This is a genomic window from Pseudomonas sp. MDT2-39-1, assembly GCF_054898085.1.
The window spans coordinates 5,894,800-5,919,691 of the sequence record NZ_CM142716.1; the positions used below are offsets into that span (position 1 = coordinate 5,894,800).

The 24,892-nt window shown below is 59.0% G+C and carries 22 protein-coding genes and 4 pseudogenes; 9 read left to right on the top strand and 17 right to left on the bottom strand.

Annotated elements, in window-relative coordinates; translation table 11 throughout:
• Positions 1-152 precede the first annotated feature (152 nt).
• Positions 153-749: an eCIS core domain-containing protein gene (locus ACYZTM_RS27400; RefSeq protein ID WP_131063488.1), complete on the top strand. Its 597-nt coding sequence runs from the start codon at positions 153-155 to the stop codon at positions 747-749.
• Positions 750-779: 30 nt separating this feature from the next.
• On the opposite strand, the gene ACYZTM_RS27405 is transcribed toward ACYZTM_RS27400, so the two are convergent.
• The 6 genes and pseudogenes from ACYZTM_RS27405 to ACYZTM_RS27430 all read right to left on the bottom strand — a co-directional run.
• Positions 780-1,595, bottom strand: a complete 816-nt coding sequence (locus tag ACYZTM_RS27405; RefSeq protein ID WP_461985696.1) for a DUF1206 domain-containing protein — start codon at positions 1,593-1,595, stop codon at positions 780-782.
• Between the two features lie 142 nt (positions 1,596-1,737).
• Positions 1,738-2,493: an ABC transporter ATP-binding protein gene (locus ACYZTM_RS27410; protein WP_461985698.1), complete on the bottom strand. Its 756-nt coding sequence runs from the start codon at positions 2,491-2,493 to the stop codon at positions 1,738-1,740.
• Positions 2,487-3,548, bottom strand: coding sequence for a FecCD family ABC transporter permease (locus ACYZTM_RS27415; RefSeq protein WP_461985700.1), 1,062 nt, complete (start codon positions 3,546-3,548; stop codon positions 2,487-2,489). The genes ACYZTM_RS27410 and ACYZTM_RS27415 overlap by 7 nt, the downstream gene beginning before the upstream one ends.
• A complete protein-coding gene (locus tag ACYZTM_RS27420) occupies positions 3,545-4,165 on the bottom strand; it encodes a TroA family protein (protein ID WP_131063492.1) in 621 nt (206 codons plus the stop codon). The genes ACYZTM_RS27415 and ACYZTM_RS27420 overlap by 4 nt, the downstream gene beginning before the upstream one ends.
• 64 nt (positions 4,166-4,229) lie before the next feature.
• Positions 4,230-6,642 (bottom strand): annotated as a pseudogene (locus ACYZTM_RS27425) (TonB-dependent siderophore receptor).
• A gap of 99 nt (positions 6,643-6,741) precedes the next feature.
• Positions 6,742-7,131: pseudogene (locus ACYZTM_RS27430) on the bottom strand (FecR family protein); the annotation flags it as partial.
• On the opposite strand from ACYZTM_RS27430, the pseudogene ACYZTM_RS27435 reads away from it, so the two are divergent.
• Positions 7,122-8,375: pseudogene (locus tag ACYZTM_RS27435) on the top strand (TonB-dependent receptor); the annotation flags it as partial. The pseudogenes ACYZTM_RS27430 and ACYZTM_RS27435 overlap by 10 nt on opposite strands.
• Positions 8,376-8,462: 87 nt before the next feature.
• Positions 8,463-8,864, top strand: a complete 402-nt coding sequence (locus ACYZTM_RS27440) for a fe2+ zn2+ uptake regulation protein (protein WP_461985702.1) — start codon at positions 8,463-8,465, stop codon at positions 8,862-8,864.
• 77 nt (positions 8,865-8,941) lie between these two features.
• On the opposite strand, the gene katG is transcribed toward ACYZTM_RS27440, so the two are convergent.
• From katG to ACYZTM_RS27465, 5 genes are all read right to left on the bottom strand, one after another.
• Positions 8,942-11,197, bottom strand: coding sequence for a catalase/peroxidase HPI (gene katG, locus ACYZTM_RS27445; protein ID WP_461985704.1), 2,256 nt, complete (start codon positions 11,195-11,197; stop codon positions 8,942-8,944).
• 388 nt (positions 11,198-11,585) lie between these two features.
• On the bottom strand, positions 11,586-13,622 hold the full coding sequence (locus ACYZTM_RS27450; RefSeq protein WP_131061726.1) for an LTA synthase family protein: 2,037 nt from the start codon (positions 13,620-13,622) through the stop codon (positions 11,586-11,588).
• 31 nt (positions 13,623-13,653) lie between these two features.
• Positions 13,654-14,268 (bottom strand): hypothetical protein, encoded by a 615-nt coding sequence (locus ACYZTM_RS27455; RefSeq protein ID WP_461985707.1) that lies wholly within the window; start codon positions 14,266-14,268, stop codon positions 13,654-13,656.
• On the bottom strand, positions 14,265-15,563 hold the full coding sequence (locus tag ACYZTM_RS27460) for a sialidase family protein (RefSeq protein WP_131061724.1): 1,299 nt from the start codon (positions 15,561-15,563) through the stop codon (positions 14,265-14,267). Before ACYZTM_RS27460 ends, ACYZTM_RS27455 begins: the two co-directional genes overlap by 4 nt.
• A 368-nt stretch (positions 15,564-15,931) precedes the next feature.
• Positions 15,932-16,168, bottom strand: coding sequence for a hypothetical protein (locus tag ACYZTM_RS27465; protein ID WP_461985709.1), 237 nt, complete (start codon positions 16,166-16,168; stop codon positions 15,932-15,934).
• A 385-nt stretch (positions 16,169-16,553) separates the two neighbouring features.
• Between ACYZTM_RS27465 and ACYZTM_RS27470 the strand changes: the two genes are divergently transcribed.
• Positions 16,554-16,826 (top strand): hypothetical protein, encoded by a 273-nt coding sequence (locus ACYZTM_RS27470; RefSeq protein ID WP_131061722.1) that lies wholly within the window; start codon positions 16,554-16,556, stop codon positions 16,824-16,826.
• Positions 16,827-16,843: 17 nt separating this feature from the next.
• Positions 16,844-17,275: a DNA methylase gene (locus tag ACYZTM_RS27475; RefSeq protein WP_461985712.1), complete on the top strand. Its 432-nt coding sequence runs from the start codon at positions 16,844-16,846 to the stop codon at positions 17,273-17,275.
• A gap of 17 nt (positions 17,276-17,292) precedes the next feature.
• Here the strand turns inward: ACYZTM_RS27475 and ACYZTM_RS27480 are convergent, their stop codons facing one another.
• Genes ACYZTM_RS27480 through ACYZTM_RS27490 form a run of 3 tightly spaced genes read right to left on the bottom strand, consistent with a single transcriptional unit; the run spans position 17,293 to position 18,576 of the window.
• Complete coding sequence (locus tag ACYZTM_RS27480) at positions 17,293-17,571, bottom strand: Rho-binding antiterminator (RefSeq protein WP_461985714.1); 279 nt, start codon at positions 17,569-17,571, stop codon at positions 17,293-17,295.
• A gap of 4 nt (positions 17,572-17,575) precedes the next feature.
• The gene (locus tag ACYZTM_RS27485; protein WP_461989237.1) at positions 17,576-17,836 is read right to left on the bottom strand and encodes a DUF2024 family protein; all 261 of its coding nucleotides are present in this window, start codon (positions 17,834-17,836) and stop codon (positions 17,576-17,578) included.
• A complete protein-coding gene (locus ACYZTM_RS27490; RefSeq protein ID WP_461985716.1) occupies positions 17,836-18,576 on the bottom strand; it encodes a hypothetical protein in 741 nt (246 codons plus the stop codon). The genes ACYZTM_RS27485 and ACYZTM_RS27490 overlap by 1 nt, the downstream gene beginning before the upstream one ends.
• A gap of 131 nt (positions 18,577-18,707) precedes the next feature.
• Between ACYZTM_RS27490 and ACYZTM_RS27495 the strand changes: the two genes are divergently transcribed.
• Together ACYZTM_RS27495 and ACYZTM_RS27500 are read left to right on the top strand one after the other, a co-directional pair.
• Positions 18,708-19,268 carry a MarR family winged helix-turn-helix transcriptional regulator gene (locus tag ACYZTM_RS27495; RefSeq protein ID WP_461985718.1) on the top strand — a complete coding sequence of 187 codons (561 nt, stop codon included), beginning with the start codon at positions 18,708-18,710 and terminating at the stop codon, positions 19,266-19,268.
• A gap of 38 nt (positions 19,269-19,306) precedes the next feature.
• Positions 19,307-19,666 carry a hypothetical protein gene (locus ACYZTM_RS27500; RefSeq protein ID WP_131061717.1) on the top strand — a complete coding sequence of 120 codons (360 nt, stop codon included), beginning with the start codon at positions 19,307-19,309 and terminating at the stop codon, positions 19,664-19,666.
• Between the two features lie 13 nt (positions 19,667-19,679).
• Here ACYZTM_RS27500 and ACYZTM_RS27505 read toward each other — a convergent pair whose 3' ends face one another.
• On the bottom strand, positions 19,680-20,054 hold the full coding sequence (locus ACYZTM_RS27505) for a GFA family protein (RefSeq protein WP_131061730.1): 375 nt from the start codon (positions 20,052-20,054) through the stop codon (positions 19,680-19,682).
• Between the two features lie 216 nt (positions 20,055-20,270).
• Here ACYZTM_RS27505 and ACYZTM_RS27510 point away from each other — a divergent pair.
• A pseudogene (locus ACYZTM_RS27510) lies at positions 20,271-21,026 on the top strand (MCP four helix bundle domain-containing protein); the annotation flags it as partial.
• 132 nt (positions 21,027-21,158) lie between these two features.
• On the top strand, positions 21,159-21,884 hold the full coding sequence (locus tag ACYZTM_RS27515; protein ID WP_461989239.1) for a methyl-accepting chemotaxis protein: 726 nt from the start codon (positions 21,159-21,161) through the stop codon (positions 21,882-21,884).
• A gap of 185 nt (positions 21,885-22,069) precedes the next feature.
• On the opposite strand, the gene ilvD is transcribed toward ACYZTM_RS27515, so the two are convergent.
• Positions 22,070-23,752: a dihydroxy-acid dehydratase gene (gene ilvD / locus ACYZTM_RS27520; RefSeq protein WP_131061715.1), complete on the bottom strand. Its 1,683-nt coding sequence runs from the start codon at positions 23,750-23,752 to the stop codon at positions 22,070-22,072.
• Positions 23,753-23,871: 119 nt separating this feature from the next.
• Positions 23,872-24,771, bottom strand: a complete 900-nt coding sequence (locus tag ACYZTM_RS27525) for a LysR family transcriptional regulator (protein WP_131061714.1) — start codon at positions 24,769-24,771, stop codon at positions 23,872-23,874.
• Positions 24,772-24,892 lie beyond the last annotated feature (121 nt).

Below are 24,892 nucleotides of genomic sequence, written 5' to 3' on the forward strand. Positions count from 1 at the left end.
GGTAGGGGTTTTGTTTTGTCCTCCAAAAAACATCCGAAGACTGGTACGGAGTACCTCCCGGGGGCGCTTGGTTCGGGGCTACGCTAAAGCTATGCGGGTCGTCGATCAATTGTGACCCTCTTTTCATGCTGCGTCCGTCTCTGGAGCGTTCAATGCCGCGCATCACCACGCGCCTGGTGGCTTTGTTTGTTCTTTGCCTGACTCTGGAAGTGCCAGCCCAGACCAACACCTGCCCAGCGGGCGAGAAACAAGTGTGCCTGGACGGCTGCACCTGCCTGCCAGACGTTGGGCAACTGCTCGGCCCCCAGCTTGATGGCCTCTACCAGATCGCAGCACCTGCTCTGGCGCTGTGGCTGACCCAAGCCCGCGCTGAAGCAGCCAACGCCGGCATCCAATCCATTCCACCGCATATACGGGAGCAACTGCTGCACTGGTACGATCCCAGCGTCCTCGATACCGCGCGCTATAAAGTCAGCAACAACGGTCAATTCAGCGCGGCCACTGCCATGCTGCAAAACCCCGATGTCGGTGCCGTGACGCTGATCGACATCATCCTCTTCCGGGACGCTCAAACCGCAGAACAGAATATCGCGCTCTGGGCGCACGAACTGAAGCATGTGCAGCAGTTCCAGGAATGGGGGGTAGAAGGGTTCGCCCAGCGGTACACACAAGATTTCGATGCGGTGGAGGCGCCGGCTTATGCCATACAGGCTGAGGTCAGACGGATGGTGCGGGAAGGGGCTTACTGAAGGGTAGTGGATCAGTCATGGAGCATGCCTCTATGCTTTCGGCACCCCAGGCACATCCATGTTTATCTTGCGCCAAACGGCTTCGGACAAGCTGTAAACCGAAAAAGCGATCAACCCCAAGGCCATCACCATCAAAATCACGCCTCCGGCCGGCAGGTCCTGCAGAGCATCGAGGGCCTCCTTCATGCCGGGCGGATCCATGGCTTTATAGCGGGAGCCACTGATTATCAGCAGCAGAGCGATCTCAATAAAGACGACACCACGTGCTATAAGACCGAACCGTGACACCGGACGGATGTACTGCATGACGTCTTCGTCAGCTTCAAAATATTTCTCGAACGACGACTTCCACCCCTTGATGATATGGGCAATGCCTACGCCGAGAGGGACAAGTGCGAGCAGGTACACCAATACATTCGAGTGTTCCCAGGACAACAGATGCGCCAGTAAATCCCTGGTTTGCCCACCCCCGGGATTGCCCGAGTTTCTGATGCCGCCAATGAGTAAGCCCAACGCAAAAAACGCCAGCGCGCCGTTGACTACACCTCCCGCCAACAACCCTGCCCGAATGACCAGCCCCTTCATTTTATTACCGTGATGATCAACGTCGCGTATAGCTTGCAACACTCGCCAACCGGCGAAGGCAAACAGGCCCGCCACCACTAACCCGACTAAAACATAACCGAAAGGCTGGCTTAACAAGGCCTCCAGGCTCCTGTGACCGTCCTTCGGTTTTGTCGAGTCTTGAGCCGCCAGCAGCGCGAAGATCCCAATGATCAGGTAAAGAACGCCTCGAGCGGCATAACCTCCCCGAGCGAGTACAACAAGGCTGTTGTGCGCAGACATGGCAGCTAATTCCGCATAAGTAATAATAGAGCAGACCTTTCGAGTCGGGAGGGGTTCGATTGAAGGCAGGTTGATCAACTCAATTTACGCTCACTTGAGGATTCCCTTTTCCGGCTACCCATCGGTTAGAGGGCTCACGCGATCAAACGATATCGTCAATCAGGATATGGTGCTGCCCCCGACTGCATGTTTCTATCCGCGCCTCGACCTTGTAGACAGTGCGCAGCATCACCTCGGTAATCACTTCGTTGCTCGGTCCGCTGCCTTGACTTGTCCCATTGGCGATCACCAATACCTGGTCGGCAAAGCGCAACGCCTGATTCAGATCGTGGATCGCGATGAAGACGATAACCTCGCGTTTACGAGCAAGTGCCCTCATGAAATTCAGCACTTGCACCTGCCGATGCACGTCCAGCGCGCTGGTCGGCTCGTCCATTAGCAGGATTTCCGGTTTGCGCACCAGTGTTTGTGCGATGGACACCAGCTGTTGCTGGCCGCCGCTGAGTTCACCGAGGTTACGAAAGGACAATTCGGTAATCCCGAGGGCGCCGAGGATCTCGTCGACCAGTTTCAATTCATCGTCATGAACGACCCAACCCGGTGTCAGTTGTTTACGCGCCAGCAGCACTGATTCGTAGACCGTCAGGCGGGCACTGGCATTCAGGCCCTGAGGCATGTAGCTAATGCCCTGGTGGCCCTTTTTCGAGTCCTGCAGAATGATGTGGCCCGGCCCGTCAATCAGCCCGGCCATGCGTTTGAACAAGGTGGATTTACCCGCTGCGTTCGGCCCGACCACGGCAACCACCTGACCACCCGTGAAAGAGGCTGTGGTGACGCCTGAAATGATCTCGCGCTGCCCGTAACGAGCGCCGAGGTTATCGAGCTGGATCTTCACCATGAGTTTTTCTTCCCGCTGAGAATCAGTGATATGAAGAACGGCACGCCGATCAGTGACGTGACGACGCCGATGGGGAAAATCGCGCCCGGGATCAGGGTTTTGCTTACGACCGAACTGGCGGAAAGTATCAGCGAGCCCGTCAGTAAAGAGGCTGGCAGGAAGAACCGTTGATCCTCACCAATCAGCATCCGTGCGATGTGCGGGCCAACCAGTCCGGTAAAACCGATGGTGCCGACAAAGGCCACCGGGAACGAGGCGAGCAGGCTGACCATGATCAGCGTCTGAAAACGCAGACGGCGTACGTTGATCCCGAAACTCGCGGCCTTGTCATCACCCAACCGCAGGGCAGTCAGTGCCCAGGCGCGTTTGGCAAAGATCGGCAGGGTGATCAGGATGACCAGGCAAATAACCCCGAGTTTCGGCCAGGTGGCTTTGGTCAGGCTGCCCATGGTCCAGAACACGACCGCTGCCACGGCTTGTTCGGTGGCAAAAAACTGCACCAGGGCCAACAGCGCATTAAAGGTAAACACCAAGGCGATGCCGAGCAGCACGATGGTCTCGGCGGTGACCCCACGGCGCATGCTCAGGAAGTGGATCAGCAGCGCTGACAGCATGGCCATTATGAATGCATTCACGGGCACCATGTACTGCGCCGCCAGCGGGAACAGCGCCACACCAAAGGCCAGTCCCATGGCTGCGCCGAAACTGGCGGCGGCGGAAATGCCCAGCGTGAACGGACTGGCCAGCGGGTTGTTGAGGATCGTCTGCATCTGTGCGCCCGCCAACGACAACGCGGCCCCGACCGCGACGGCCATCAGCGCCACGGGCAGACGGATTTCCCACATCACCACCCGTACTTGCGCTGAAGCGGTGTCCGGCGAAAACAGCGCGCCGAGCACCTCAGTGAGGCTGTAGCTTGCCGGCCCAAGGGCCAGATCAAGCAGCACGCTGAACATCAGTAACACGGCGAGCCCGCCAAGGATCAGACGTTTGCGTAGCACCAATCGACGGTAGGTGTCGCGCTGAACGACCATTGTTTCGTTCAGTGAGCTCATTGCTTCACCTCAGGCTTGTCCAGGCTGACGAAATAACCGGGCTCGTAAGGCACCGGCAGAAATCGCTCATGCAGTTCGCGCAATGACGCATCCGGATCCAGATCGGCAAACAGCGTCGGGTGAAACCATTTCGCCAGTTGCTGGATGGCCGCGAACTGGTAGGGGCTGTTGTAGAACTCGGTGGCGTGCTGCGCCTCGATGTTGAGGATGATCACGTCGGGTCGCTGGGAGATCGCTTGCTCGATGTCGAAGGTGCCGTCTTCAAACCCGCCAAATGTCGGGATCTTCGCGATGGCGGGAAACTTTCGCAGGTATGCGCCGTAGGTGTCCGGGTCAGACTGGATCAAGTCCTTTCGCCAGCCGACGATGCGTTCAATGGGGTTTTGCGTATCCAGTGCCGCGACGAGGTACAACTGGCGGCCCTCACCGAGAATGACTCGCCTGACCGGGAGGTGCACCTTGACCTTGCGCCCCAGCAAATCGGTCACTGTGCCGAGCGCGGGATCCGGGTCGGCGGCGAGCGCGTGGCGTGGCGTCAGAGAGCACAGCGATAGGCCCAACAGTCCTGCGAACAGCAGCGCAGCGAAGGTTTGGGATCGTCGAAAGAGGGTAACCATGGTGTATTCCTTTGCAGAAGCCAGACCGGACAACGGCTCAAGCCGCCGCGCCGGGGCGGACGTTTCAGAAATCGACGGTGGCCGACAGCAGCAGGGTGCGTGGTGATCCTTGGGAGAACGCCCCGTAGGACGCGACGCCCGACCAATACTCGCGGTCGAACACGTTCTGCACGGTGGCGCGCAATGTGTCGGGTGTTCCGCAACTCGGGTAGCAAAGCGTGCTCCGACATCGAAGCGGGTCCAGGCATCAAGTTCTTGGGTGTTGGCCTGGTTCACGTACTGGCTGGCGGTGTAGATCGCGCCACTGGTCAGCGTCAGCCCCTCGATACACGGGGTGTCCCATTCGGCCCAGAGGTTGGCTTGAACGTTCGGGACGCCGACCGGTTTATTGCCACGGTTGGCGGCAACGCCGGACTTGGTCAGTTCCCCATCGAGGAGGGTCACGCCACCGAGCAGGCGCGTGCCCTGGGCAACTTCGCCAACCAGGCTCAACTCGATGCCGCGATTGCGCTGCTCGCCCTGCACCGAGAACCTGCCGGACGACAGCTCGCCGCTGGGTTTCTTGATCTGGAACAGGGCCAGAGTGCACATGAAGCTGCCGTAGTCGACCTTGACGCCGACCTCCTGTTGCCGGGAGATGTAAGGTGAAAAAATCTCCCCTGCGTTCGAGGCGGCGGACGGCGCGATGTCACCCTTGCTCAGGCCTTCGATGTAGTTGTAGTAGAACGACACGTGGTCCCAGGGTTTGGCGACGACGCCGAACAGCGGCGTGGTATCGCTTTTATCGTAGGAGGTTGTGACTGTCCCGGCCGCATTGTAGTTGTCGGACTTGATGTTCTGTTTGCGCAAACCGACGGTGACTTGCAAGCGCTCGTCGAGCACCGAAAGGGTATCGGCCAGGGCCACGCCAGACAGTTCGCTCTCGGAGATTTTCGGCGTGTCCGGTTTGGCGATGGAGGGTTCCGGACGGTCGACTGGGTGCTAGATGTTCGACAGTATCGCCGGGCCGGAAATGATGCCTCGGGACAACTCATCGCGATAACGGGTGACTTGCAGGGCGGTGCTGTGACTGACCGGCCCGGTGTCGAAGCGCAGGCGGGCACCAGCGTCGACCGTGTAACGCTGGACTTCGAATTTGTAGTAGCCGGGGATTGAAGACGTGTCGCCCGCAGCGTTGATGATGGTCGGGGTCTGATCGGACATGCGCGACACATCCGATTTGCCGCCACCAGCGTGGGCAAATACGGTCAGGGCATCGTCAACGTCGTATTCGCCACCCAGCAACGCCGACTTGTCACGGGTTTCTGACCAACCCCAGTCCTGGCTCACGCTGGTACGGCCGTTGGCCGCAGAGGGAATCGGTACGCCCGGTGCGATGAGGAACGGTCGGGATGCTGCGTCGAACTGTTCTTTCTGGCTGATCAGATCCAGGGTGGTACGCAGGCGGTCACCCTCATAGTCCAGGGAGATGGCGCCAATGTCGACGTCCCGGGATTGCTTGTCGATGGCCGTATCGCCTTGCTGGATACTGCCGTTGATCCGCACTCCGAACCGGCGCTCCTCACCCAACCGCCGACTTATGTCGAAGTGGCCACCGAGCTGCGAATTCATGCCGTAACTGGCCGTGAACCAGGTCAAGTCCTCGCCGAGGGAGCGCTTGGGTACGACATTGATCACGCCGCCAACGGCGCTGTTGGGCGACATTCCATAGAGCAGGGCGCCGGGGCCTTTCACCACTTCGATGCGTTCGACGTACTCGGTGAACACCCGGTAGTTGGACGCCACACCGTACACACCGTCGAACGCCAGTTCACCGAGATTGCCTTCGCCGACGGGAAATCCACGGATGAAAAACGAATCGACAATACCGCCGGTCTGGCCCGTGGAGCGCACCGAGGAGTCACGCTCCAGCAGATCGCCCACGGTGATCGCCTGCTGATCCTTGATCAACGTCGAGGTGTAGGTGCTGATGCTGAAAGGTGCGTCCATCACCAGTGTATTGCCCAGCATGCCGAGGCGTCCGCCGCTGGCGACCTGGCCCCCCGGATATACGGGGGGCAAGTTGTCGGTACGTCGGTCGGTGCCATTGATCGCGGTTTCCCCAGGATCAACTGGCGTACCACCAAGGTGTAGCTGCCGTCGTCGCGTAAAACCATTTCCAGGCCGCTTCCGGCCAGCAAGCGTGTGATCGCTTCCTGCGTGGAGTAAGTGCCGGACAACCCTGGACTGATCAAGCCTTCGGTGATCGATGGCTGGAACGACAAGGCAATGTCGGCATCCACGGCAAAGCTCGACAGGGTTGCACCAAGCGGCCCGGACGCAATGTTGTAAGCATGGAGAACGGAAAAGTCCCGTTGCGCCGGTACGGCTGCCAAGGCAAGCGGACAGGCAGCAGCGGTCAGAGCAAGGCTGAGCAACATACTGCGAATCATTGGCTTGAGCGAACGGTCCGGCCGTAAGGGCCGAGCAACGAGCATGAATGGGTGACCTATGGACGAGGTGAAAAGGTTGTTCCTCTCTTTGCCAGTTGAGATCAAAAAAAGTATCACCGGCGCAGCATTGTTTTTTGCGTGAGGTCAGGCGGGAGAGAGCGTCACCCAGTAGCCGCTCAAGTGGCCGGTGACGAGTACCGGGTAGGTTTGCACCAGCATATTCAGCGTGCGCCGGGTTTCGCTGATGGGAAAGGCGCCGGAGATGCGCAGCTCGGCAATGGCCGGATCACACCGCACGAAGCCTTTGCGATAACGCGCCAGCTCGGCGACGAAATCCGCAAGGCGCATCTTGTCGGTCATGAGCATGCCTTGGGTCCAGGCACCGATATAGCGGTCTGTCGGGTTCACCTGGCCAAACGTGCGGGATGAAAAATCGGTGCGTTGTCCGGCGTTGATGATCAACGGGGCGGCCTGATTGCTTTCCGTCAATTCGACCCTCACAGCGCCGTCCAGCACCGCGAGATGGGTGCGGGGACACCAAGGAGCAATCGGCGTTGCTGGGTGGCGAATATGATCTGACTGACGCGGTCACCGTGTTCGCCCATGCCGGTGGCGGCAAGGCAGACGTCAAGCGCAAGTCGGACCAGGTGCCGAGAATCCTCAACGACGCAGGCGATACCAGCAACATTCCCGGTTACTACAAATTCAACGTCGATCGCTCGACGGCCGACGTGGGGATGCGCGGCGTGTTCGCCACCGGGCCTGTCACCCACACGACCACGCTGATGGCGACCCGGTATCAGGACGAACTGTCCCGGGGGATCAACAACGGGACGGCCATCAATTCGAACATCTACCACCCGGTGGAGGTGCCCGAGCAGTTCATCAACGCGCCAAAGGTGCTGCGTATTTCCGAGTCGGAGTTGTCCGGCGTCGCGTTGATCGACACGCTGTCCGTGCTGGACGACCGCATCCAGTTGACGTTGGGCGTGCGGAAACAGGACATCGAGTCGCGTAACTACAACGCGACAGGTTCGATCTGCTCCAAATATGACGACAGCGCCACGACCCCGCTGGTGGGCGTAGTCGTCAAACCCTGGGAGGACGTTTCGCTCTACTACAATTATGTCGAGGGCTTGAGTAAGGGTGATATCGCACCGGGCACCGCGGCCAACTCCGGCGAAACGTTCGCCCCTTATGAGTCGAAGCAACACGAAGTCGGCGTCAAATATGAACATGGCACGTTCATGACCACCCTGGCGTTGTTCCAGATTGAAAAGCCCAGCGGCGAAATTGGCGCAGGCAACGTGTTCTCGGTGCAGGCAGAACAACGCAACCGCGGCGTTGAGCTGAGCATGTTCGGGGAAATCGCACCGGGCACTCGCTTGATGGGCGGAGTGACCTTCCTCGATGGCGAACTGACGGATTCGGCCACGGCTGCTAACCGGGGCAACGAGCCGGTGGGCGTTCCCGACGTACAAGCCAACCTTTGGGCTGAATGGGACACGCCATGGCTGGAGGGTTTTACCCTCACTGGCGGTGCAATCTATACCGGCAGCCAATACGTCAATCAGGCCAATACCCAGGAGCTGGATGCCTGGACGCGCTTCGATACGGGTGCTCGCTACACCACCAAAATCGAAGGTCGACCTACGACGTTCCGCGCGGCGGTTCAGAACGTGTTTGATCGAGAGTACTGGTCAGGCGTCGCCTCGTATGGCGCGTTCTCTCCGGGTTATCCGCGGACGCTGCAGCTGTCGGCTACGGTCGATTTCTGATGGAGGCGGGTCGTTGGCGATAACGCTTGGCGAATAGCCACGTATGCATTTTTTGATGCCTGAAAGTTTCTGAAAAGGAGTATTCGAATGTTAAACAACTCAGCGTCGACGTTCCTCGCACCCTTGAAATTCCAATCGACGACTGCTCATCGGGGATTCGAATTCGATCGCAGCATCAATGAGCAAATCCGGGAGCTGCTCCGGTTTTACGGATTGCGCACCAGCCTTATTCGCTTGAAGGTGATCGACGCCTTGCTGGTCGCCGCGAGGGAAGGAACGCCCATCGGTGTGCGTGGAGTGCATTCCTATCTGCAATCCTCTTCCACCGAGTTACCGTTTATCAGCGTGCGGGAAGTGCTCAAGCGCCTCTGTGAAGAGGGTGTCATCGTTTTTCGGGAAGATAAAAGCTACTGCTTTACTGCGCAGGCCATCGCGATACTGGAAACGCACTCTGATCGCGAAGACTCAATACCCTATAAATGCAAGTGAGTTCAGAGGGACTCCCCCGACCCGTATCGACCGGGTCGAGGTAGCCCATTCATGCCCTTACAGCTTCAACGAATGCATCACTTCACATCGAAGCGATCCAGGTTCATCACCTTGGTCCACGCCGCCACGAAGTCCTTAACAAACTTCTCTTTCGCGTCACTGCTTGCGTAAACCTCAGCCAGCGCCCTCAACTGCGCATGAGAGCCAAAGACCAGATCAACCCGCGTCCCGGTCCACTTCACTTCGCCAGAGTTCCGATCGCGTCCTTCAAACTCCTCGTTAGCCTCTGAGGTCGGTTTCCATTCCACCCCCATGTCCAGCAGGTTCTTGAAGAAGTCATTGGTCAACGCCTCTGGCTGCTTCGTGAACACGCCATGTCTGGTCTGCCCTACGTTGGTGTTCAACACGCGCAGGCCACCCACGAGCGCGGTCATTTCTGGCGCGGTGAGCGTCAGCTGTTGTGCCTTGTCGATCAACAGATGCTCGGCCGACACGCTGTAGCGGGATTTCAGGTAGTTACGGAAGCCATCGGCGATGGGTTCGAGGAAGCCGAAAGACTCGACATCCGTCTGTTCTTGAGAGGCGTCCGCCCGACCCGGTGTGAAAGGCACCGTGACGCTGTGACCGGCATTTTTCGCCGCCTGTTCGACACCCGCGTTACCGGCCAGCACGATCAGGTCTGCCAGCGAGATTTTCTTGCCGCTGTTGTTGAACTCGCTCTGGATGCTTTCGAGTTTCGCCAGCACGTTCCCCAGTTGCTCAGGCTGGTTGGCTTGCCAGAATTTCTGCGGAGCCAGACGCAGACGACCACCGTTGGCGCCGCCACGTTTATCGGAACCGCGGAAGGTAGAAGCCGCTGCCCAAGCCGTCGATACAAGCTGCGAGACGCTCAGGCCCGAAGCAAGCAGTTTGCTCTTGAGCGCGGCGACGTCACTGTCGTTGATCAGGGCATGGTCGACCTCTGGGATCGGGTCTTGCCACAGCAATTCTTCGCTGGGCATTTCCGGGCCGAGGTAGCGGGAGAGGGGGCCCATGTCACGGTGGAGCAGTTTGAACCAGGCACGGGCGAACGCGTCGGCCAACTGATCCGGATTGGCCAGGAAGCGCCGCGAGATCGGCTCGTAGATCGGGTCGAATCGCAGGGCAAGGTCCGAGGTCAGCATGGTGGGATTGCGCCGTTTTGACGGGTCGTGTGCATCTGGAATGGTGCCGGCACCGGCGCCGTTTTTGGTGACCCACTGGTTCGCTCCGGCGGGGCTTTTGCTCAGTTCCCACTCGAAGCCGAACAGGTTCTCCAGGTAGTTGTTGCTCCACCGGGTGGGCGTGGTGGTCCAGGTCACTTCCAGGCCGCTGGTGATGGTGTCCGGGCCTTTGCCGGTGCCGAAGCTGTTCTTCCAGCCAAAGCCCTGGGCTTCGAGGCCCGCTGCTTCGGGTTCGGCACCTACGTTGTCGGCAGGCCCGGCGCCGTGGGTTTTGCCGAAGGCATGGCCGCCGGCGATCAGCGCCACGGTTTCTTCGTCATTCATCGCCATGCGCCCGAACGTCTCGCGGATGTCTTTGGCCGAAGCGACGGGGTCCGGGTTACCTTCAGGACCTTCGGGGTTCACATAGATCAAGCCCATTTGCACGGCGGCGAGCGGGTTTTCGAGGTTGCGTCCTTGTTCGGTACGGCTCTCCTCGTTTTCTCCCGGCTCAGCGACGAGTGGGCCTTCGCCGGGCTCTTGCATGGGTTCGTTGTCCTTGCCGTAGCGGGTGTCGCCGCCCAGCCATTTGTTTTCCGAGCCCCAGTAGACGTCTTCATCCGGTTCCCAGACGTCGGGCCGACCGCCCGAAAACCCAAAGGTCTTGAAGCCCATGGACTCCAGCGCGACGTTGCCGGTGAGGACGATCAGGTCCGCCCAGGAGATTTTACGACCGTACTTTTGCTTGATCGGCCAGAGCAGCCGGCGCGCCTTGTCGAGGCTGACGTTATCCGGCCAACTGTTGAGCGGTGCAAAGCGCTGCTGACCCGAACCGGCACCGCCACGACCGTCACCCGTGCGGTACGTGCCTGCGGCGTGCCAGGCCATGCGAATGAAGAGCGGCCCATAGTGACCGAAATCCGCCGGCCACCAGTCTTGGGAATCGGTCATCAGCGCCGTGAGGTCACGCTTGACTGCCTCAAAGTCCAGGGTTTTGAATGCTTCGGCATAGTTGAAGCCCTCGTCCGTGGGGTCGGACAGGGACGAGTGCTGGTGCAGGATCTTCAGATTCAGTTGGTTCGGCCACCAATCGCGGTTCGTCGTGCCACCGCCAGCGGCGTGATTGAACGGGCATTTCGATTCATTTGCCATGTGCGAGCTACCTTTGGTCGTGTTCATCCGGCTATCAGCCCGGGGTGGGCGTTAGATAGCAACGAGCCAAATCAATGACATAGGCTGCAGGGCCAGCAGTTTGATCAACTGATTGTCTGGACCACACGGGAATTCTGAACAGCGGCAATCGAGTTGCCTGTGCGGTGGCCCACGGGTGGCCTAGTCAAGCTTCGGACTCATTCCTGTCTCCCTATCAGCACTAAACCGGCCAGCTTGTTCCGCCAGCGCTGGATACAGGTTAGACCCCACTTGGGAAGTCAGCTAATAGGAGGAGTATTGGGGGGTGATAGGCAGAGTCTTTTACGGGTGTCGCGGGGAGGACCCGCGTCTATCTGAAGCTTAGACGCGGGTTTTCAGGTCTGTGAGCTTACTTTTGCACGTTCTGGTACAGCATCAACCTCGAGGTTTCATGCATGGCGCGGGTCAGCTCCGACAGGCGCTTGAACTCTTCAGGGTTTTTCTCGGCGACGTTGTCCAGCGGCGTCATCGAAGCCAGGTCGTGAAGGGTCGGCGAGCTGCCGTCGTGCTCCATCTGCACCATGTAGTGTTGAGTCACGCCAGCAATCAGCGGGAACGTTCCCTCACGCAATACCAGCGGTACCACGCGTTCACCTTCGGGTGCAGGCTGCTGGATATCACGGCCCATGCCGCTGTTGCGAAACTCAAGGCCGGCCATCCCCGCCACGGTAGGCAGCAAGTCCACCAGGCCGACCGCTTCCTCGACCTTGCGCGTCCCGATCAAGCCAGGCGCGTGGATGATCATCGGCACCGCGTTGCTTTCCAGGCCCAGTTGCTCGTAGGCCGGTGCCAGGAACGGGATCTGCGCGATTCGGGTGTTGTGGTCGCCGAACATCACGAAGATGGTGTTCTCGTACCAGCCGCCGGCCTTGGCGATTTCCATCAAGCGTCCGAGGTTGAAGTCCAGCAAGCGCACAGCGTTGTACTGCTCGACGCTGCGCGATCCTGCGGCCTGGACTTCGGCCAGGGTAGGGTGCTTGACCTCGAAGCCGTCATTGCTCTTTGGGATCGTGAACGGACGGTGATTGCCAGCCGTCTGCACATAGGCAAAGAACGGTTTGTCCTTGGGCAGGGCTTGCAGGATCTGATCGGTTTCCTTGAACAGGTCGAGATCGGAAATGCCCCAGACATCCACCACCGGGGATTTCCAGTCCCGCTCTTCGAACAAGCGCACGCCGTCGATGCTTTGCCGAATCAGGGCATTCATATTGGCCCAGCCGGAGTTGCCGCCGATGGTGTAGATCTTCTCGTAACCGGTGAAGGCATTGATCAGCGTGTTTTGCTTGGTGATCAGCGGGTTACGCGTCGCGGTTTCCTGTCGGGTGACGTCAGGCACCCCGCTAATGCTGGCCCAGACGGTTTTCGCGGTCCCGGTCACCGGCACATAGAAGTGCTCAAAGAACCAGCTCTGCGTGGCCAGGCGATCAAGATTGGGTGTCGGATTGATCGGGTTGCCGTAGGCGCCGACGGCGCTGGTCCCCAGCGATTCAAGCATGATGAACATGACGTTAGGGGGACGCGAGCCAGGTACTTTGTAGGGTTGTGGTGCCTGGTGACGTACAAAATCAAGGGTCTGCGGATCAGGTTTTTCGACCCCCAGGTAGTTGGCCATTACCGCGTAATGCTCACGTACCTGCGACTCGTCGTAGCGCGACTGGCCGACTTTGACCGTATCGTAGAGGAACAACACCGGGTTCAGGCCCAGCGCGGCCATCTGGTTGTTACCCGAGAAGAACGCATCGCTCCAGCGCAAAGGGACCGGGTTCTCAAGGTTCATGTTTTCGACACGACCTAAAATGCCCAGCAGCACCAACACGACCATCAACGCGCCACCCCATGTCGCGGAGATCGGGTGAATGATTTTGCGGGGGCGATCCAGCGTGACGCGTTCCAGACGCACCAGGACCAGAGTCACGAGCGCGACCGTTGCCAGCCAACCCAGTGAAATCCAGATCACCGGGTAAGTCTGCCAAACCATGTCGCGGGAAATTTGCGCATCCTCGATGAAGCGCAGCACGGTGGCGTTGATCCTCACGCCCAGGTAGGCGTAATGGCCAAAGTCGATGATGTAGATCAGCAGCATTACGCTCAGGACGGCGACCAGATACACGCGTGCGATCCGCCGAAGCAGTCGGCTGCGGAGCAGGTTCCAGCGAGGAATCCAGGCCAGCAATGCCAACGGCAACATCGTCAGGATGGCCAGGCGCAGATCGAAACGAAAGCCGATGTTCAGGGTTTCCCAGACGCCCTTTGTGTCGATCAGGGCTTTGGGTTCGAACCCGGAAAAGCCGAAGAAGAACACCACCCTCAGCAGTGCAAACAGCACAAACGCAATCGCTGTAGCGCCTAGCCAGTAATGTAAACGTCTCGAGTGCAGCCAACCCATCCCTGTTCCCCTGTTAAAAAGTCGTTGAATCTCAAGCGGATTTGAATTCGTCGCCCACTGCATCACGGCGCTTGCTTGAGCGGCGATACGTCCAGCGTACGGCAAGCATCAGCAGTGCGCCGCAGCAATACAGACCCAGCAGCGGATCGACCAGGTAATCCCAATAGTTTTGCGAAGGTTTGATCCCGGCGATGAAGGCCAGGGTCGCGCTGGCCAGCATCAACACGGCGAGGTCATTGCGCAGGTAAAACAGGCCCAGTGTCAGCACCGCCACGACAATCAGCATGGGTCGCGGGCTGTAGCCGAACCGATAGGGGTCCAGATCACTCATGCCCAAGGTGGCCGGGTACAGCACCACGGCCATCGCGGCGAAGAGGATCAATACGCCGGTTTTGCCCCGCGCCGATGGCAGCATGTCCAGCCGACGCAAACAGCCCCACGCCATCAACACCAGGGTGGTGATCGCAAGGTCATCAATGTAGCTGCGCAAGTACGCGGCCAGGGTCAACCCTTGCAGCGATATGAAGCTGGCTGCCAGCAACGCGGCCAGCAGCGCGATCCGCCGGGGCCTGGGCAAGCCGAACGAGGGCAGCACCAGGAAGAGGATCATTGCGAAGCTGACATGGGCTTGCCACAGGCTGATCATTTGAGACGCTCGTTGAGCCACGCATCGTTAAAGGTAACGTGCTTGATGAAGGTGTTGTTCCAGGAATAAACCAAGTGATACATGCCGTCAGGACTGCGGATGAAGTACGGGTACTCGTATTCGAATTCACAGCCTTGGCTTTTACAGACACGGTTGTCGAGGTTGTCCAGAAACTCCGCTTCCAGCGATTGGCGACGTGCGCCGCTGGACCCGCGGAACTCTTTGCCGATGATCTCCTTGTAGGCTTCGGGAGAAAACGGAGCGCCCAGTGGATCGGGTGATTTGTCCAAGTCCCGCAACGAGCGCCAATCGTCCATCTTGGCGTCGGTCCCATACAGACTTAGCTTGAAGCGCCCCTCCTGCAGATCGTTGAGCGCCACCAGCAACCCGTGTTCGGGTGTTGCCACGGCCGCCAACGAAGAGTTCGGATTCGAAGGATCGAGCGGATAAGGCTCACTCCAGGTTTGCCCGGCATCTTCAGTGCGGGTCGCCAGAACACGGTGATGGGTGTTGCCGGCGTAACGCAGCAAGGCGATACCGCGCTGTCCGTCCAGCGGAACCACCGTGGGTTGCAGAGAATTCATGCCGTGGCTGATGCGGAATTTGTCGATCACATCGCCATCTGCGCTCAGGTAGAGGTACTCGGCAAACTTGCCCAGAAACTCGTGGTAGACCGGCAAGCCGATCGAGCCGTCGGCATGAAACACCGGTGCCGAGCGGACCAGGGTGCTGATGTTCAGAAAGGGCGACGTGATCAACTGACGAGGTGCGGACCAATGTTCACCGAAGTCGTCGGATACCATCACATTGACCGCGCTACCGGCCCAGCCACCCATGGACACCGACACATAGAACAACCACACGCGATTATCCGGCGCGAGGGCCACCACCGGATTGCCCAACTTGCGAATGTATTTTCGAGTGCCCTGTTGGGTCGAATCCCGAGTTGCCAAGACCTGTTCCGCACCCCATTCGCCGGTTTTGGAGTCGAACCGGGCGGAGCGCACCTGCACATCGGCTGCGCCTTCGCGCGAGCCGGCGAACCAGACCGTCATCAGGCTGCCGTCGGGCAAGGCGGTGACCGCCGAGGAATGCACGAAATCGACGAGCCCGGAGGAGGCGAAACGGCTGGTGTAAATGGGCTTGGCTACTTTACCGGCCACGGCCATCACGGGGCTTATCAGGGCAAAGGACGAGTGCGTATTGGCTGGATTGATGACCCACGCGGTCACAAAAAGGCAGGACAGTGCGAGGTAGGCACAGAAGGCAGGAATACTGGGAAGTTTGATGCGCATGACTACGTTGGCATCTCATGGCCCGAAAAGGCGCTCAACGTAACACTCCGTAGTACACGACCGGGTAATATGATTGGCTAAATTGTAAGCAGGTATTTATGAGCGTGCTCAAATGTCGGCGGGCGAAGTTGCGTTGAGCGTCTGAGACTGCCTGATTAGAGAGATTCCTTAAGACCGTGGGGCGGGTTGGCCGCTGGTCGAAAAAGTCGGGCTCGTAACAGGGGAGTCATCGGGATTTGGGTTGTTTGTTCGGGCCTCTTCGTCGGAACGCCGCCCGGGGCCACGCTCCCACAGGTAATCGGCGTCGCTCGCATAATGGGTGATCGACCCCCAAAACGCTGGGAGCGTGGCATGCCGGGGAGGTCGGCTCAACGGGACTGATCAACGACCTCAATCTGCGTCAACCCTATCAGCTCCGCCTGCTTTAAGATTTCCTCCGGCGTCGCGTCCGCAGTGGGCATGATCAGGCTGTTCTCTCCATCCCCAAAATGCAGCTGCAGCAAGTGCATCGCCGCCTCATGGACGGATAGCTGCGGCTGCTTCAGTTCGAACAAGTGTGTGCGGGGCTCGCCTTTGAACAGGTAACGCAGTGTGTACTTGTGCATGGTGGACTCCTTGTTATGGGAGAAGTGTCGCTGATTATCCCGCCTTGGTTGTCAGTTGTTAGTTCAACTGCTCGACGTTGCCCTTTCTTCGCAGATCCCGACAAGGTCATCGAGGAGCCATAGATGCTCATCGGTACGTCGTCCTGAACTACTCCAGGCTAAAAGGCACCATCACGTACCGCCCAATGGGTAAGAACTCCTCGTACAAGGGCGTTTAGTTACGGAGCGGAGCCTTGCGCCTCGCGCTGCTCTACAGCTGCTACAAAGTTCCAATGATCGGTTGCGGCGGCGGTGCTGCATTGAAAACCCTGCCTTTGGTCGGTGTACCTGAACCGGATTCACGATGGATTGATCCATTCTGAAAGAACTTTCGGGGGGCGTTGCCATGCACTCGTTTGCCAATCTGCTGACTCCGGCGCAAGAGCACAAACTGCGTGCGCTCAACACCTGGCACCTCGTGCTGGATGACTTGAGGCTGCGCATGGAGTGTCCCGACGCCTATCACGAGGAACTGATTCGTCAGTCAGACGAGATGGATCGCTTGGGCATAGTGAGTTGGCAAGAGTGGCGCGACCTCAGGGTTGAGGCGGATCAAGCGTATCTGCGCGCCATTTCGGGTGAGGACTACCACCGAGCGCTGGAAAAGGGGAGCGGCTGATTGAACCGGGTAACAGCATGAACAAAACCATCAGCGCCACGGACTTGGGCATCGATTTGCAGCAAGACGATGAAGTTGCCCTGTTCAAATGGTTCATCGCCAGTTTTCTGATGGGCAAGCGGATTCAGGCGGAAATCGCCGCGCAGGCGTATCGAGTTATCGTTGGAAAACATACTCGAGACAGTGCGCTCAAGCTTGGGCACTGCACCCATCGTCAACTGGTCGGCATGTTGGGCGAAGCCCATTACGTGCGCTATGACGAGACGACGGCCCAGCGATTGCTAAAGCTGAGCGCCAAGCTGCACGATGAATACGCCGGGAAGATCGGAAACATTCAGCGCGCCAGTGAAAACCGCCAAGCGTTCGAAAAGCGCTTGGCGGAGTTCGAAGGGGTAGGGCCCAAGACCATCGAAATTTTCATGCGCGATGCTGGGTCCGTGCTGTATTGAAACACCCATATGGAAGCTCAAAAACTGCAAACCGCACCCTGGAACAACACCCGCCCAAACTCCGCGCCGGCGTCCAGTGGCGTGACAGCCAGCAGTTGATCCAAACGGATTTCCTGAGGGCCGTCAGCCGTTTCAAGGCATAGAAACTCTTCCTTGTCGCTGGAGGTTCGCGTCGTCAGCGCTTTGGCGATCAGGCGTGCGCCGTCGTTCAACTCGATATCCAGTCGATAACCGCGCAGGCAAGCGATCTCCAGATAGTCGTGCAGATCGCAGTTCAAAGGCTGATACGCGTTCATCTCGTTACTCCTGGCAACCTTGCAGTTTGAGGATGAAGTGACCTTGTTTGCTGATCGCCTCAGCGACGACCGGATTCGTCGGTTCAACATGGCAGAAGCGGCATTCATTCTGGGAAATGTCTTCGTCCTGAATGCCCTGTTCATCAAGGAAACGGCGGGCGTACGACTTCGCCAGATCAGGGTCGTTGCTGTCGATCAATACATCGAAATGCAGGTAGCGGCCATCTTTGGTACGCACATGGGTATCAAACACTTTAACGCTCATCATTTGCTCTCCTTCAGTTTCCAGGTGCCGGGCAGAGACAGGTCGCCCGAGGCAATGTCATAGACGCTGCTCACGCAAAGCAGTGGGTTGTGCAGATCGGCATTGACCTTCAGGGCCGCGGTGACGCCGTCGTAGTTGAAGCTTTCCGGGAAGCCCACGGCTGCCAGCGGCACGCGAATGTTCGCGGCGTTTTTCTCGACGCTCAGGTCGTAGCCGGGGGAGTCGATGTAGATTGGCGCGCCAGGCCAGGTCGCCGGCAGCTTGGGCTTGGCATCTTTGGGGATGTCGCGAACTTTCAGACCACCAGGCCCGCAGCTTTCATCTTTGGTCAGAACTACCCAGTGGGAGTGCCAGAGGCCGCCATCGTTGTCCTTCTTGCCGTCCTTGTTTTCGTCCAGTTGCGGGGTGTCGTCGAAGTCCGGGTGCAAGGTCAGTGCCAGGGCAAGAATGCCTGACTTCGCCTCAAACCCGACGGCTGCGCTGTCCAGACTGGTCGGCCAGACGTAGCTATAAACGTCCGCACCTGCGAAAGCGCCTTTAGCCACCGGCACCCGACTACCGGCCTTGCCGTCGACCAATTGTTCGAACACAAGGTTGTTGCCTTCCTTGAAGACACGGGTATGGACAAGATCGAACGCGGCGTCAGTCTTGCTCTTCTCACTGCTGATCCCTGCCGAATCGTGGGCCCATGCCGGCGTTACCAGAAGCGTACTGATGGCCAGTGCCAGTACTGATTTCATGATTACCTCCATTCTGAGCGTGTTTCAATTTGGTTTCGAATCGATACCGAAAAGCCTAGGGCAAGACTGGATTTTGTCAATATGGTTTTTATCCGATACTATTATCAACACTCTTATCTGGAAATTCCCCCGTGTTGTTCGATCTGCTGGAAAGACTGTCGAGCCTGACGCGCGTCTGGTTTCGCGAACACCCTAAGCTGACGGATCTGCAGCCAATTCAATTGAGCGCGCTGATGTATCTGGGCCGCTGCAATCGTTACTCCAACACGCCGTTGGCGGTGACCGAGTACTTGGGGCTGACCAAGGGCACCGTGTCGCAATCGCTCAAGGCGCTGGAAACCAATGGACTGCTGATCAAAACCCCGGACGCCAAGGACAAACGCAGCGTGCACCTGGAACTGACCGCGCCGGCCAGAGCCCTGCTGGGCGAAGTGATGCCTCCGGATTTTCTGGTCGCTGCCGCCAAGCGACTGGGCGCTCGTTCAGAGGATCTGGAAGGGCTGCTGCTGGAGCTGTTGAGGAATATTCAGCAAGGGGAAAATGTACCGAGCTTCGGGCTTTGCCGAAGCTGCCGCTTCCATCAGACAGTGGCGGGCGGGGCCTTTTGTGGACTGACTCAGGAACACCTGGAATCCGGCGAAATCAACTTGATTTGCAGGGAACATCGAGTGCCCGAAGGCGTGCACGATTGAGAGCGGTCAAAGAATTGAGACAATCACAAGGATTCCCCATGGGTTTAAGCAAACGCGATCAGGCACGCATCGAGCGTCGCCTGGTTGCCACCCTGACCGAGGCGTGCGAAACGGCCAAAGCGCAAATCGTCGGATTTGAATGGCTGACCCACGAAGTCGATTACGACGAATTTCCTTCCAGCCTGAGGGTTGTCTGGGTCTTCGACACCCAAGCCAGCAAGGATCAGGCGTTGGCGAGCGGGCAGGGCGAGCGCATGGTCGAGCTGACGGCTATCGCGTTAAGCGAAGCGGAGGTGCTCGTCAGCCAAGTCTCGGCCCATGTGCAGTTCGATTCTGAAGAGCAATGCCAGCGTGCCAATGGTGGCAATTGGCAGCAGCGTCTGGCACGCAAGCGCTAATCCTTTACTGCATCTACTCGTACCAACAGGCTTTCGATTCAATAAAAGAGTGTTTGTGCTTCAACGCCAGGAAAGGCGAATCCAACGTACCGATCGCTATCGAAACCCACTCCGAAAACGCCCCCTTCGAATCAGACCAGAAAAGCGAAGAGCCGCAGTTGGAACAGAACTGGCGCGTGACGCCTTTGGACGATTCGTAACCCTTGAGTGCTGCTGCTCTCGCAGTGACAGAAACCGCCGACCGGGGAGCGCTCGCATACGTCGCGAAGGCCGCTCCATGGCTCTTTTGGCATTGTTTGCAATGGCAATGGGTGACGGCTTTCAGCTCGGTGGATACACGATATTTAACGGCGCCGCATAGGCAGCTGCCTTGGTGAAGCTCGTCCATGTTCATGGAGTTCCTGATTTTCGTCGCGCTACTTTAGCGGTCTTGCGCAAGGTTTGGCCATGACTGCAGCGCCCAGAAAAAGACCGCACGGAATCAAGATCCCAGGTAGAACCTACCGCATGTCGCAAAACACCGAAAGTCCGGCGCCAGGCTTAAAAAACGGCCGACGCAGCCGATAACGTGTTCATAAAAGTGACGTACCGAGAGGGCTACCCCATGTCTATAAAATTACGCTTGCTACTGCTGATTGGTACGAGCTTGCTCACTGCATTGATCGTGAGCCTGGTCAGTTACGTGGGAAACACCCGGATGGCTGAAGCAGTGAATGACAACGAGGTCAGCATGACCGCGCTGCGCAATCACCTCGAAGCCGACATGATGCACGACGCATTGCGCGCCGATGTGCTGTCCGCGATGGTGGTCGGGCTGGGCAAAAGTACCAGCAGCAAAGCCGAGGTGCGCAGTTCCATTGAGGAGCATGCGGCGCATTTTCGTGAAGTGCTGGGTGAAAACCTCAAGCTGCCGGTCAACGACACCATCAAGGCGGGCCTGAACAAGGTCAAGCCGAGCCTCGATACCTACATCAGTGCGGCCGAGCGCATTGTCGAGCTGGCGCTGGAAAATCCGGATTCGGCACAAAAGGAACTCGGCACGTTCAATACCGCGTTCAGCCAACTGGAGGACCAGATGGCGGCCCTCAGCGAACTGATCGAAACCAACACCCAGCAGACCAGCCAAGGCACCGAGCAGGCTATCAGCAGCGCGAATTTCACGCTGGGTGTCGTGCTTATCGCCAGCCTGTTATTGCTGCTCATCCAGGGACGCTGGGTGATTTCGAGCATCATGGGGCCGTTGCAGACCGCCAGCCGCATTGCCCAAAGCATCGCTCATGGCAACCTGAGCGAACCTATCGTCGAACCGACCCACAAGGACGAAGCCAGCGCATTGATCCGCAGTCTGGCGACCATGCAGCGTGACCTGCGCGGCATGATCGAGGTGGTGCGCAGCAATGCGCATGGCGTGAGTGGCATGAGCGTGCAGTTGAGCAGCGGCTGCCATCAGGTCGCCGACAGCAGCCAACAGCAAAGCGTCGCGGCCAGCACCATGGCCGCCGCCGCGAGTGAAATGACTGCGAGTATCGAGGAAATCACCCGCCACGCGGAGCGCGCATTGAACATGGCCAACCAGGCCGAGGCACTGGCCAAGGATGGCGGTCGCGTGATTCATCAGGTGGTCAACGACATGGACGGTATTGCGCGTTCGGCGCAGCAATCGGCCCAGGTGATCCGCACGCTGGACAAGGAGTCCGAGGGAATTTTCAGCATCATTCAGGTGATCAAGGGTATCGCCGATCAAACCAACCTGCTGGCACTCAACGCCGCCATCGAGGCCGCTCGCGCCGGTGAACAGGGCCGTGGTTTTGCCGTGGTGGCCGACGAAGTCCGCAGCCTGGCGGGACGCACCAGTGCCTCCACGCAGGAAATTGCCAGCATGGTCTCGCGCATCCAGCAAAGCACCCGCGAGGCGGTGACCAGCATGGAGGCAGGCGTTGCGCAGGTCGACAAAGGCATGGCCGTGACCGCCGACGTCGAGCGCGCCATCCGCGAAATTCTCGAAGCCACGCTCAATACCACTGAGCTGGTGAATGACATTACCCGCACGATCGGTGAACAGAGTCTGGCTAGTAACGAAATCGCCCATCAGGTGGACATGATTGCGGGGATGTCGGAAGGCAACAGTAAGGTTATTGGCCAGACGGCTTCGACGACTGATGAGCTGTCGACTTTGGCTGGCAAGCTGTCGCAGTCGGTGGATCGGTTTCGGCTTTGAGGCTTGCGTACTGATCAATTGATTTTCGGTGATTTTGAAGGCCTCTTCGCGAGCAAGCCCGCTCCCACATTTAGATCTTCATTGAGCACAGAATTTGTGTTCGACGAAGTTCAAGTGTGGGAGCGGGCTTGCTCGCGAATGGGTCAGGTCAGACAACACAGAATCCCAAGCCCTGCACCCATCCCCTAAAGGTATTTATCCGTAACCGCACCCTCTGAGGCGCTAGACACGGTCTTCGCATACTTGGCCAGCACCCCGCGTTTGTACCTGGATTCCGGGCGCACCCAGCGGGTCTTGCGCTCGGCCAGTTCGGCGTCGGAGACATCGACCGTAATCTGCCGGGTTTCAGCGTCGATGGTGATCCTGTCGCCATCTTCAATCAGCGCAATCGGTCCGCCCTCAAAGGCCTCCGGCGTGATATGCCCCACCACAAAACCATGGGAGCCACCGGAGAAACGGCCGTCGGTGATCAGCGCGACTTCCTTGCCCAGCCCTTTGCCCATGACCGCCGAGGTGGGCGAGAGCATTTCGCGCATGCCGGGTCCACCCTTGGGCCCTTCGTAGCGAATGACGATGACGTCGCCGGCTTTGACTTCGCCATTGAGAATCCCTGCCAACGCACCTTCTTCACCGTGATAAACGCGCGCCGTGCCTTCAAAGCGCAAACCCTCCTTGCCGGTGATCTTGGCCACCGCGCCCGTCGGTGAAAGGTTGCCGCGCAGCACCACTAAATGGGAGTCCTTTTTGACCGGCTGATCGAACGGCAGAATTACGTCCTGACCTTCGGGGTAGTCGGGCACGTTTTCCAGGTTTTCTGCCAGGGTCTTGCCGGTCACCGTCAGCACATCGCCGTGCAGCATGCCGGCGGTGAGCATGCGTTTCATCAGCGGCTGGATACCGCCGATGGCGACCAGCTCGCTCATCATGTATTTGCCGCTGGGGCGTAGGTCGGCGACCACCGGGGACACTTTGCCCAGCTCGACGAAATCATCCAGCGTCAGCTCGACATCCACCGCATGCGCCATGGCTAAAAGGTGCAGCACGGCGTTGGTCGAGCCGGCGAGGGCGATCACCACGCGGATGGCGTTCTCGAAGGCTTTGCGAGTCATGATGTCGCGCGGTTTGAGGTCCAGTTTGAGCAGTTCCATCACCTGCTGACCGGCGCGGAAGCTGTCTGATGCCTTATCGCTGCCGACGGCGTCCTGGGAACTGGAACCGGGCAGGCTCATGCCCAACGCCTCAATGGCCGAGGCCATGGTGTTGGCCGTGTACATGCCGCCGCAGGAGCCGGGACCGGGAATCGCCACTTCCTCGATCTGCTTGACCTGAATCTCGCTGATATCGCCGCGAGCGTGCTGACCCACGGCCTCGAACACGGAAATGATGTCGGTGTGACCAGCGCCCGGGCGGATGGTGCCGCCGTAGACGAAGATCGACGGGCGATTCAGCCGGGCCATGCCGATCAGGCAGCCGGGCATGTTCTTGTCACAACCGCCCACGGTTACCAGGCCGTCAAAGCCTTCGCAACCGGCCACCACCTCGATGGAATCGGCGATCACCTCCCGCGACACCAGCGAATACTTCATGCCTTCGGTGCCGTTGGCGATGCCGTCGGAAATGGTGATGGTGTTGAAAATAACGCCCTTGGCGCCCGCGGCATTTGCGCCTTTTTCCGCTTCAACGGCGAGCTTGTCGATGTGCATGTTGCATGGCGTGACCATGGCCCACGTCGAGGCGATGCCGATCTGCGGCTTTTTGAAGTCTTCATCCGTGAAGCCCACGGCACGCAGCATGGAACGGCCGGGCGCGCGCTCCACGCCATCGACCACTTGAGAGGAGTACTTACGCAAATCGGCTTTGTCGCTCATGACGTTCCCTCATATCCAGATCGCTGGCCCGACCGGTGTGGCCCGAAGCAACGGATTGAGTCTAGTCCCGGTTCGCCAACCTGGCCGCTCCCACAAAGTGCAAAAGCATCCAATAAGCGCTAATTCAGAGGCCCCGCACACACCTCCCGAATACATCCGCGCAACCACTGGTGCGCGGCATCGGCGTCCATTCGTGGGTGCCAGAGCATTGAGATGGTGATCACTGGCGTGGCGACCGGAAGGGGGAAACTGTGCAGGCCGGCACGCAGATTGTGGGTGTGGCGTTCGGGCACCGTGGCGATCAGGTCCGAGGCCCGGGCCAGCGCCAAGGCGGCGGAGAAGCCGCCGACGATGGTGACGATCTCCCGCGCCAGCCCAAGTGGTTTCAAGGCGTCATCCATCGGTCCTTGATCCCGTCCACGCCGCGAGACCAGGACATGCCGGCCGGACGCATACCGGGCGGGCGTGATCTTGCCCTTGCTCAGCGGATGCCCCGGGCGTACGACGCCGATGAAACGGTCCTGGTACAACGCGCGGGTGCGCACTTCCGGGCTGGTGGTGTCCGCGACAACGCCGGTCTCCAGATCGACCGTCCCGTCACGCAGCAGCGTGCTGTCCTGGTTCAGTTTCTGCAAAAAGTGCAGCCGCACGCCGGGGGCTTCTTCGCCGAGGCGAGCAATCAGCGCCGGCCCGAAGTTTTCGACAAAGCCGTCGCTGGTGCGCAGCGTGAAGGTTCGCACGAGTTGCTTGAGGTCGAGTTGCTCGGTGGGGCGCAGCACCGCTTCGGCTTGTTGCACCAATTGGCTGACGTGTTCGCGCAACTCCAGGGCTCGGGGTGTCGGCACCAGGCCGCGTCCGGCGCGGACCAGCAGTGGATCGCCGGTCGTTTCACGCAATCGTGCCAGCGCCCGACTCATCGCCGACGGGCTCAGCCGCAATCGTTGGGCAGCCCGCGCAACACTGCCTTCGGCGAGCAGCGCATCGAGGGTGATCAGCAGATTCAGGTCGGGAGTCGTCATGCTTCAACGTTAGCACGGCTGGGTGATGACATGGCGTCGTGTGCAGGTATCAAGTGCAAGTGGTGCGTCTTCCGCCATGGCAGACGCGAGCATACGCTGAAGGTCAACTTTCCCTAAGTGG

Excerpts from the sequence above, each read along its gene's own strand:
- ACYZTM_RS27400 (WP_131063488.1), top strand. The coding sequence starts at position 153 with ATGCCGCGCATCACCACGCGCCTGGTGGCTTTGTTTGTTCTTTGCCTG.
- ACYZTM_RS27405 (WP_461985696.1), bottom strand. The coding sequence starts at position 1,595 with ATGTCTGCGCACAACAGCCTTGTTGTACTCGCTCGGGGAGGTTATGCC.
- ACYZTM_RS27410 (WP_461985698.1), bottom strand. The coding sequence starts at position 2,493 with ATGGTGAAGATCCAGCTCGATAACCTCGGCGCTCGTTACGGGCAGCGC.
- ACYZTM_RS27415 (WP_461985700.1), bottom strand. The coding sequence starts at position 3,548 with ATGAGCTCACTGAACGAAACAATGGTCGTTCAGCGCGACACCTACCGT.
- ACYZTM_RS27420 (WP_131063492.1), bottom strand. The coding sequence starts at position 4,165 with ATGGTTACCCTCTTTCGACGATCCCAAACCTTCGCTGCGCTGCTGTTC.
- ACYZTM_RS27440 (WP_461985702.1), top strand. The coding sequence starts at position 8,463 with ATGTTAAACAACTCAGCGTCGACGTTCCTCGCACCCTTGAAATTCCAA.
- katG (WP_461985704.1), bottom strand. The coding sequence starts at position 11,197 with ATGGCAAATGAATCGAAATGCCCGTTCAATCACGCCGCTGGCGGTGGC.
- ACYZTM_RS27450 (WP_131061726.1), bottom strand. The coding sequence starts at position 13,622 with ATGGGTTGGCTGCACTCGAGACGTTTACATTACTGGCTAGGCGCTACA.
- ACYZTM_RS27455 (WP_461985707.1), bottom strand. The coding sequence starts at position 14,268 with ATGATCAGCCTGTGGCAAGCCCATGTCAGCTTCGCAATGATCCTCTTC.
- ACYZTM_RS27460 (WP_131061724.1), bottom strand. The coding sequence starts at position 15,563 with ATGCGCATCAAACTTCCCAGTATTCCTGCCTTCTGTGCCTACCTCGCA.
- ACYZTM_RS27465 (WP_461985709.1), bottom strand. The coding sequence starts at position 16,168 with ATGCACAAGTACACACTGCGTTACCTGTTCAAAGGCGAGCCCCGCACA.
- ACYZTM_RS27470 (WP_131061722.1), top strand. The coding sequence starts at position 16,554 with ATGCACTCGTTTGCCAATCTGCTGACTCCGGCGCAAGAGCACAAACTG.
- ACYZTM_RS27475 (WP_461985712.1), top strand. The coding sequence starts at position 16,844 with ATGAACAAAACCATCAGCGCCACGGACTTGGGCATCGATTTGCAGCAA.
- ACYZTM_RS27480 (WP_461985714.1), bottom strand. The coding sequence starts at position 17,571 with ATGAACGCGTATCAGCCTTTGAACTGCGATCTGCACGACTATCTGGAG.
- ACYZTM_RS27485 (WP_461989237.1), bottom strand. The coding sequence starts at position 17,836 with ATGAGCGTTAAAGTGTTTGATACCCATGTGCGTACCAAAGATGGCCGC.
- ACYZTM_RS27490 (WP_461985716.1), bottom strand. The coding sequence starts at position 18,576 with ATGAAATCAGTACTGGCACTGGCCATCAGTACGCTTCTGGTAACGCCG.
- ACYZTM_RS27500 (WP_131061717.1), top strand. The coding sequence starts at position 19,307 with ATGGGTTTAAGCAAACGCGATCAGGCACGCATCGAGCGTCGCCTGGTT.
- ACYZTM_RS27505 (WP_131061730.1), bottom strand. The coding sequence starts at position 20,054 with ATGGACGAGCTTCACCAAGGCAGCTGCCTATGCGGCGCCGTTAAATAT.
- ACYZTM_RS27515 (WP_461989239.1), top strand. The coding sequence starts at position 21,159 with ATGGCCGCCGCCGCGAGTGAAATGACTGCGAGTATCGAGGAAATCACC.
- ilvD (WP_131061715.1), bottom strand. The coding sequence starts at position 23,752 with ATGAGCGACAAAGCCGATTTGCGTAAGTACTCCTCTCAAGTGGTCGAT.
- ACYZTM_RS27525 (WP_131061714.1), bottom strand. The coding sequence starts at position 24,771 with ATGACGACTCCCGACCTGAATCTGCTGATCACCCTCGATGCGCTGCTC.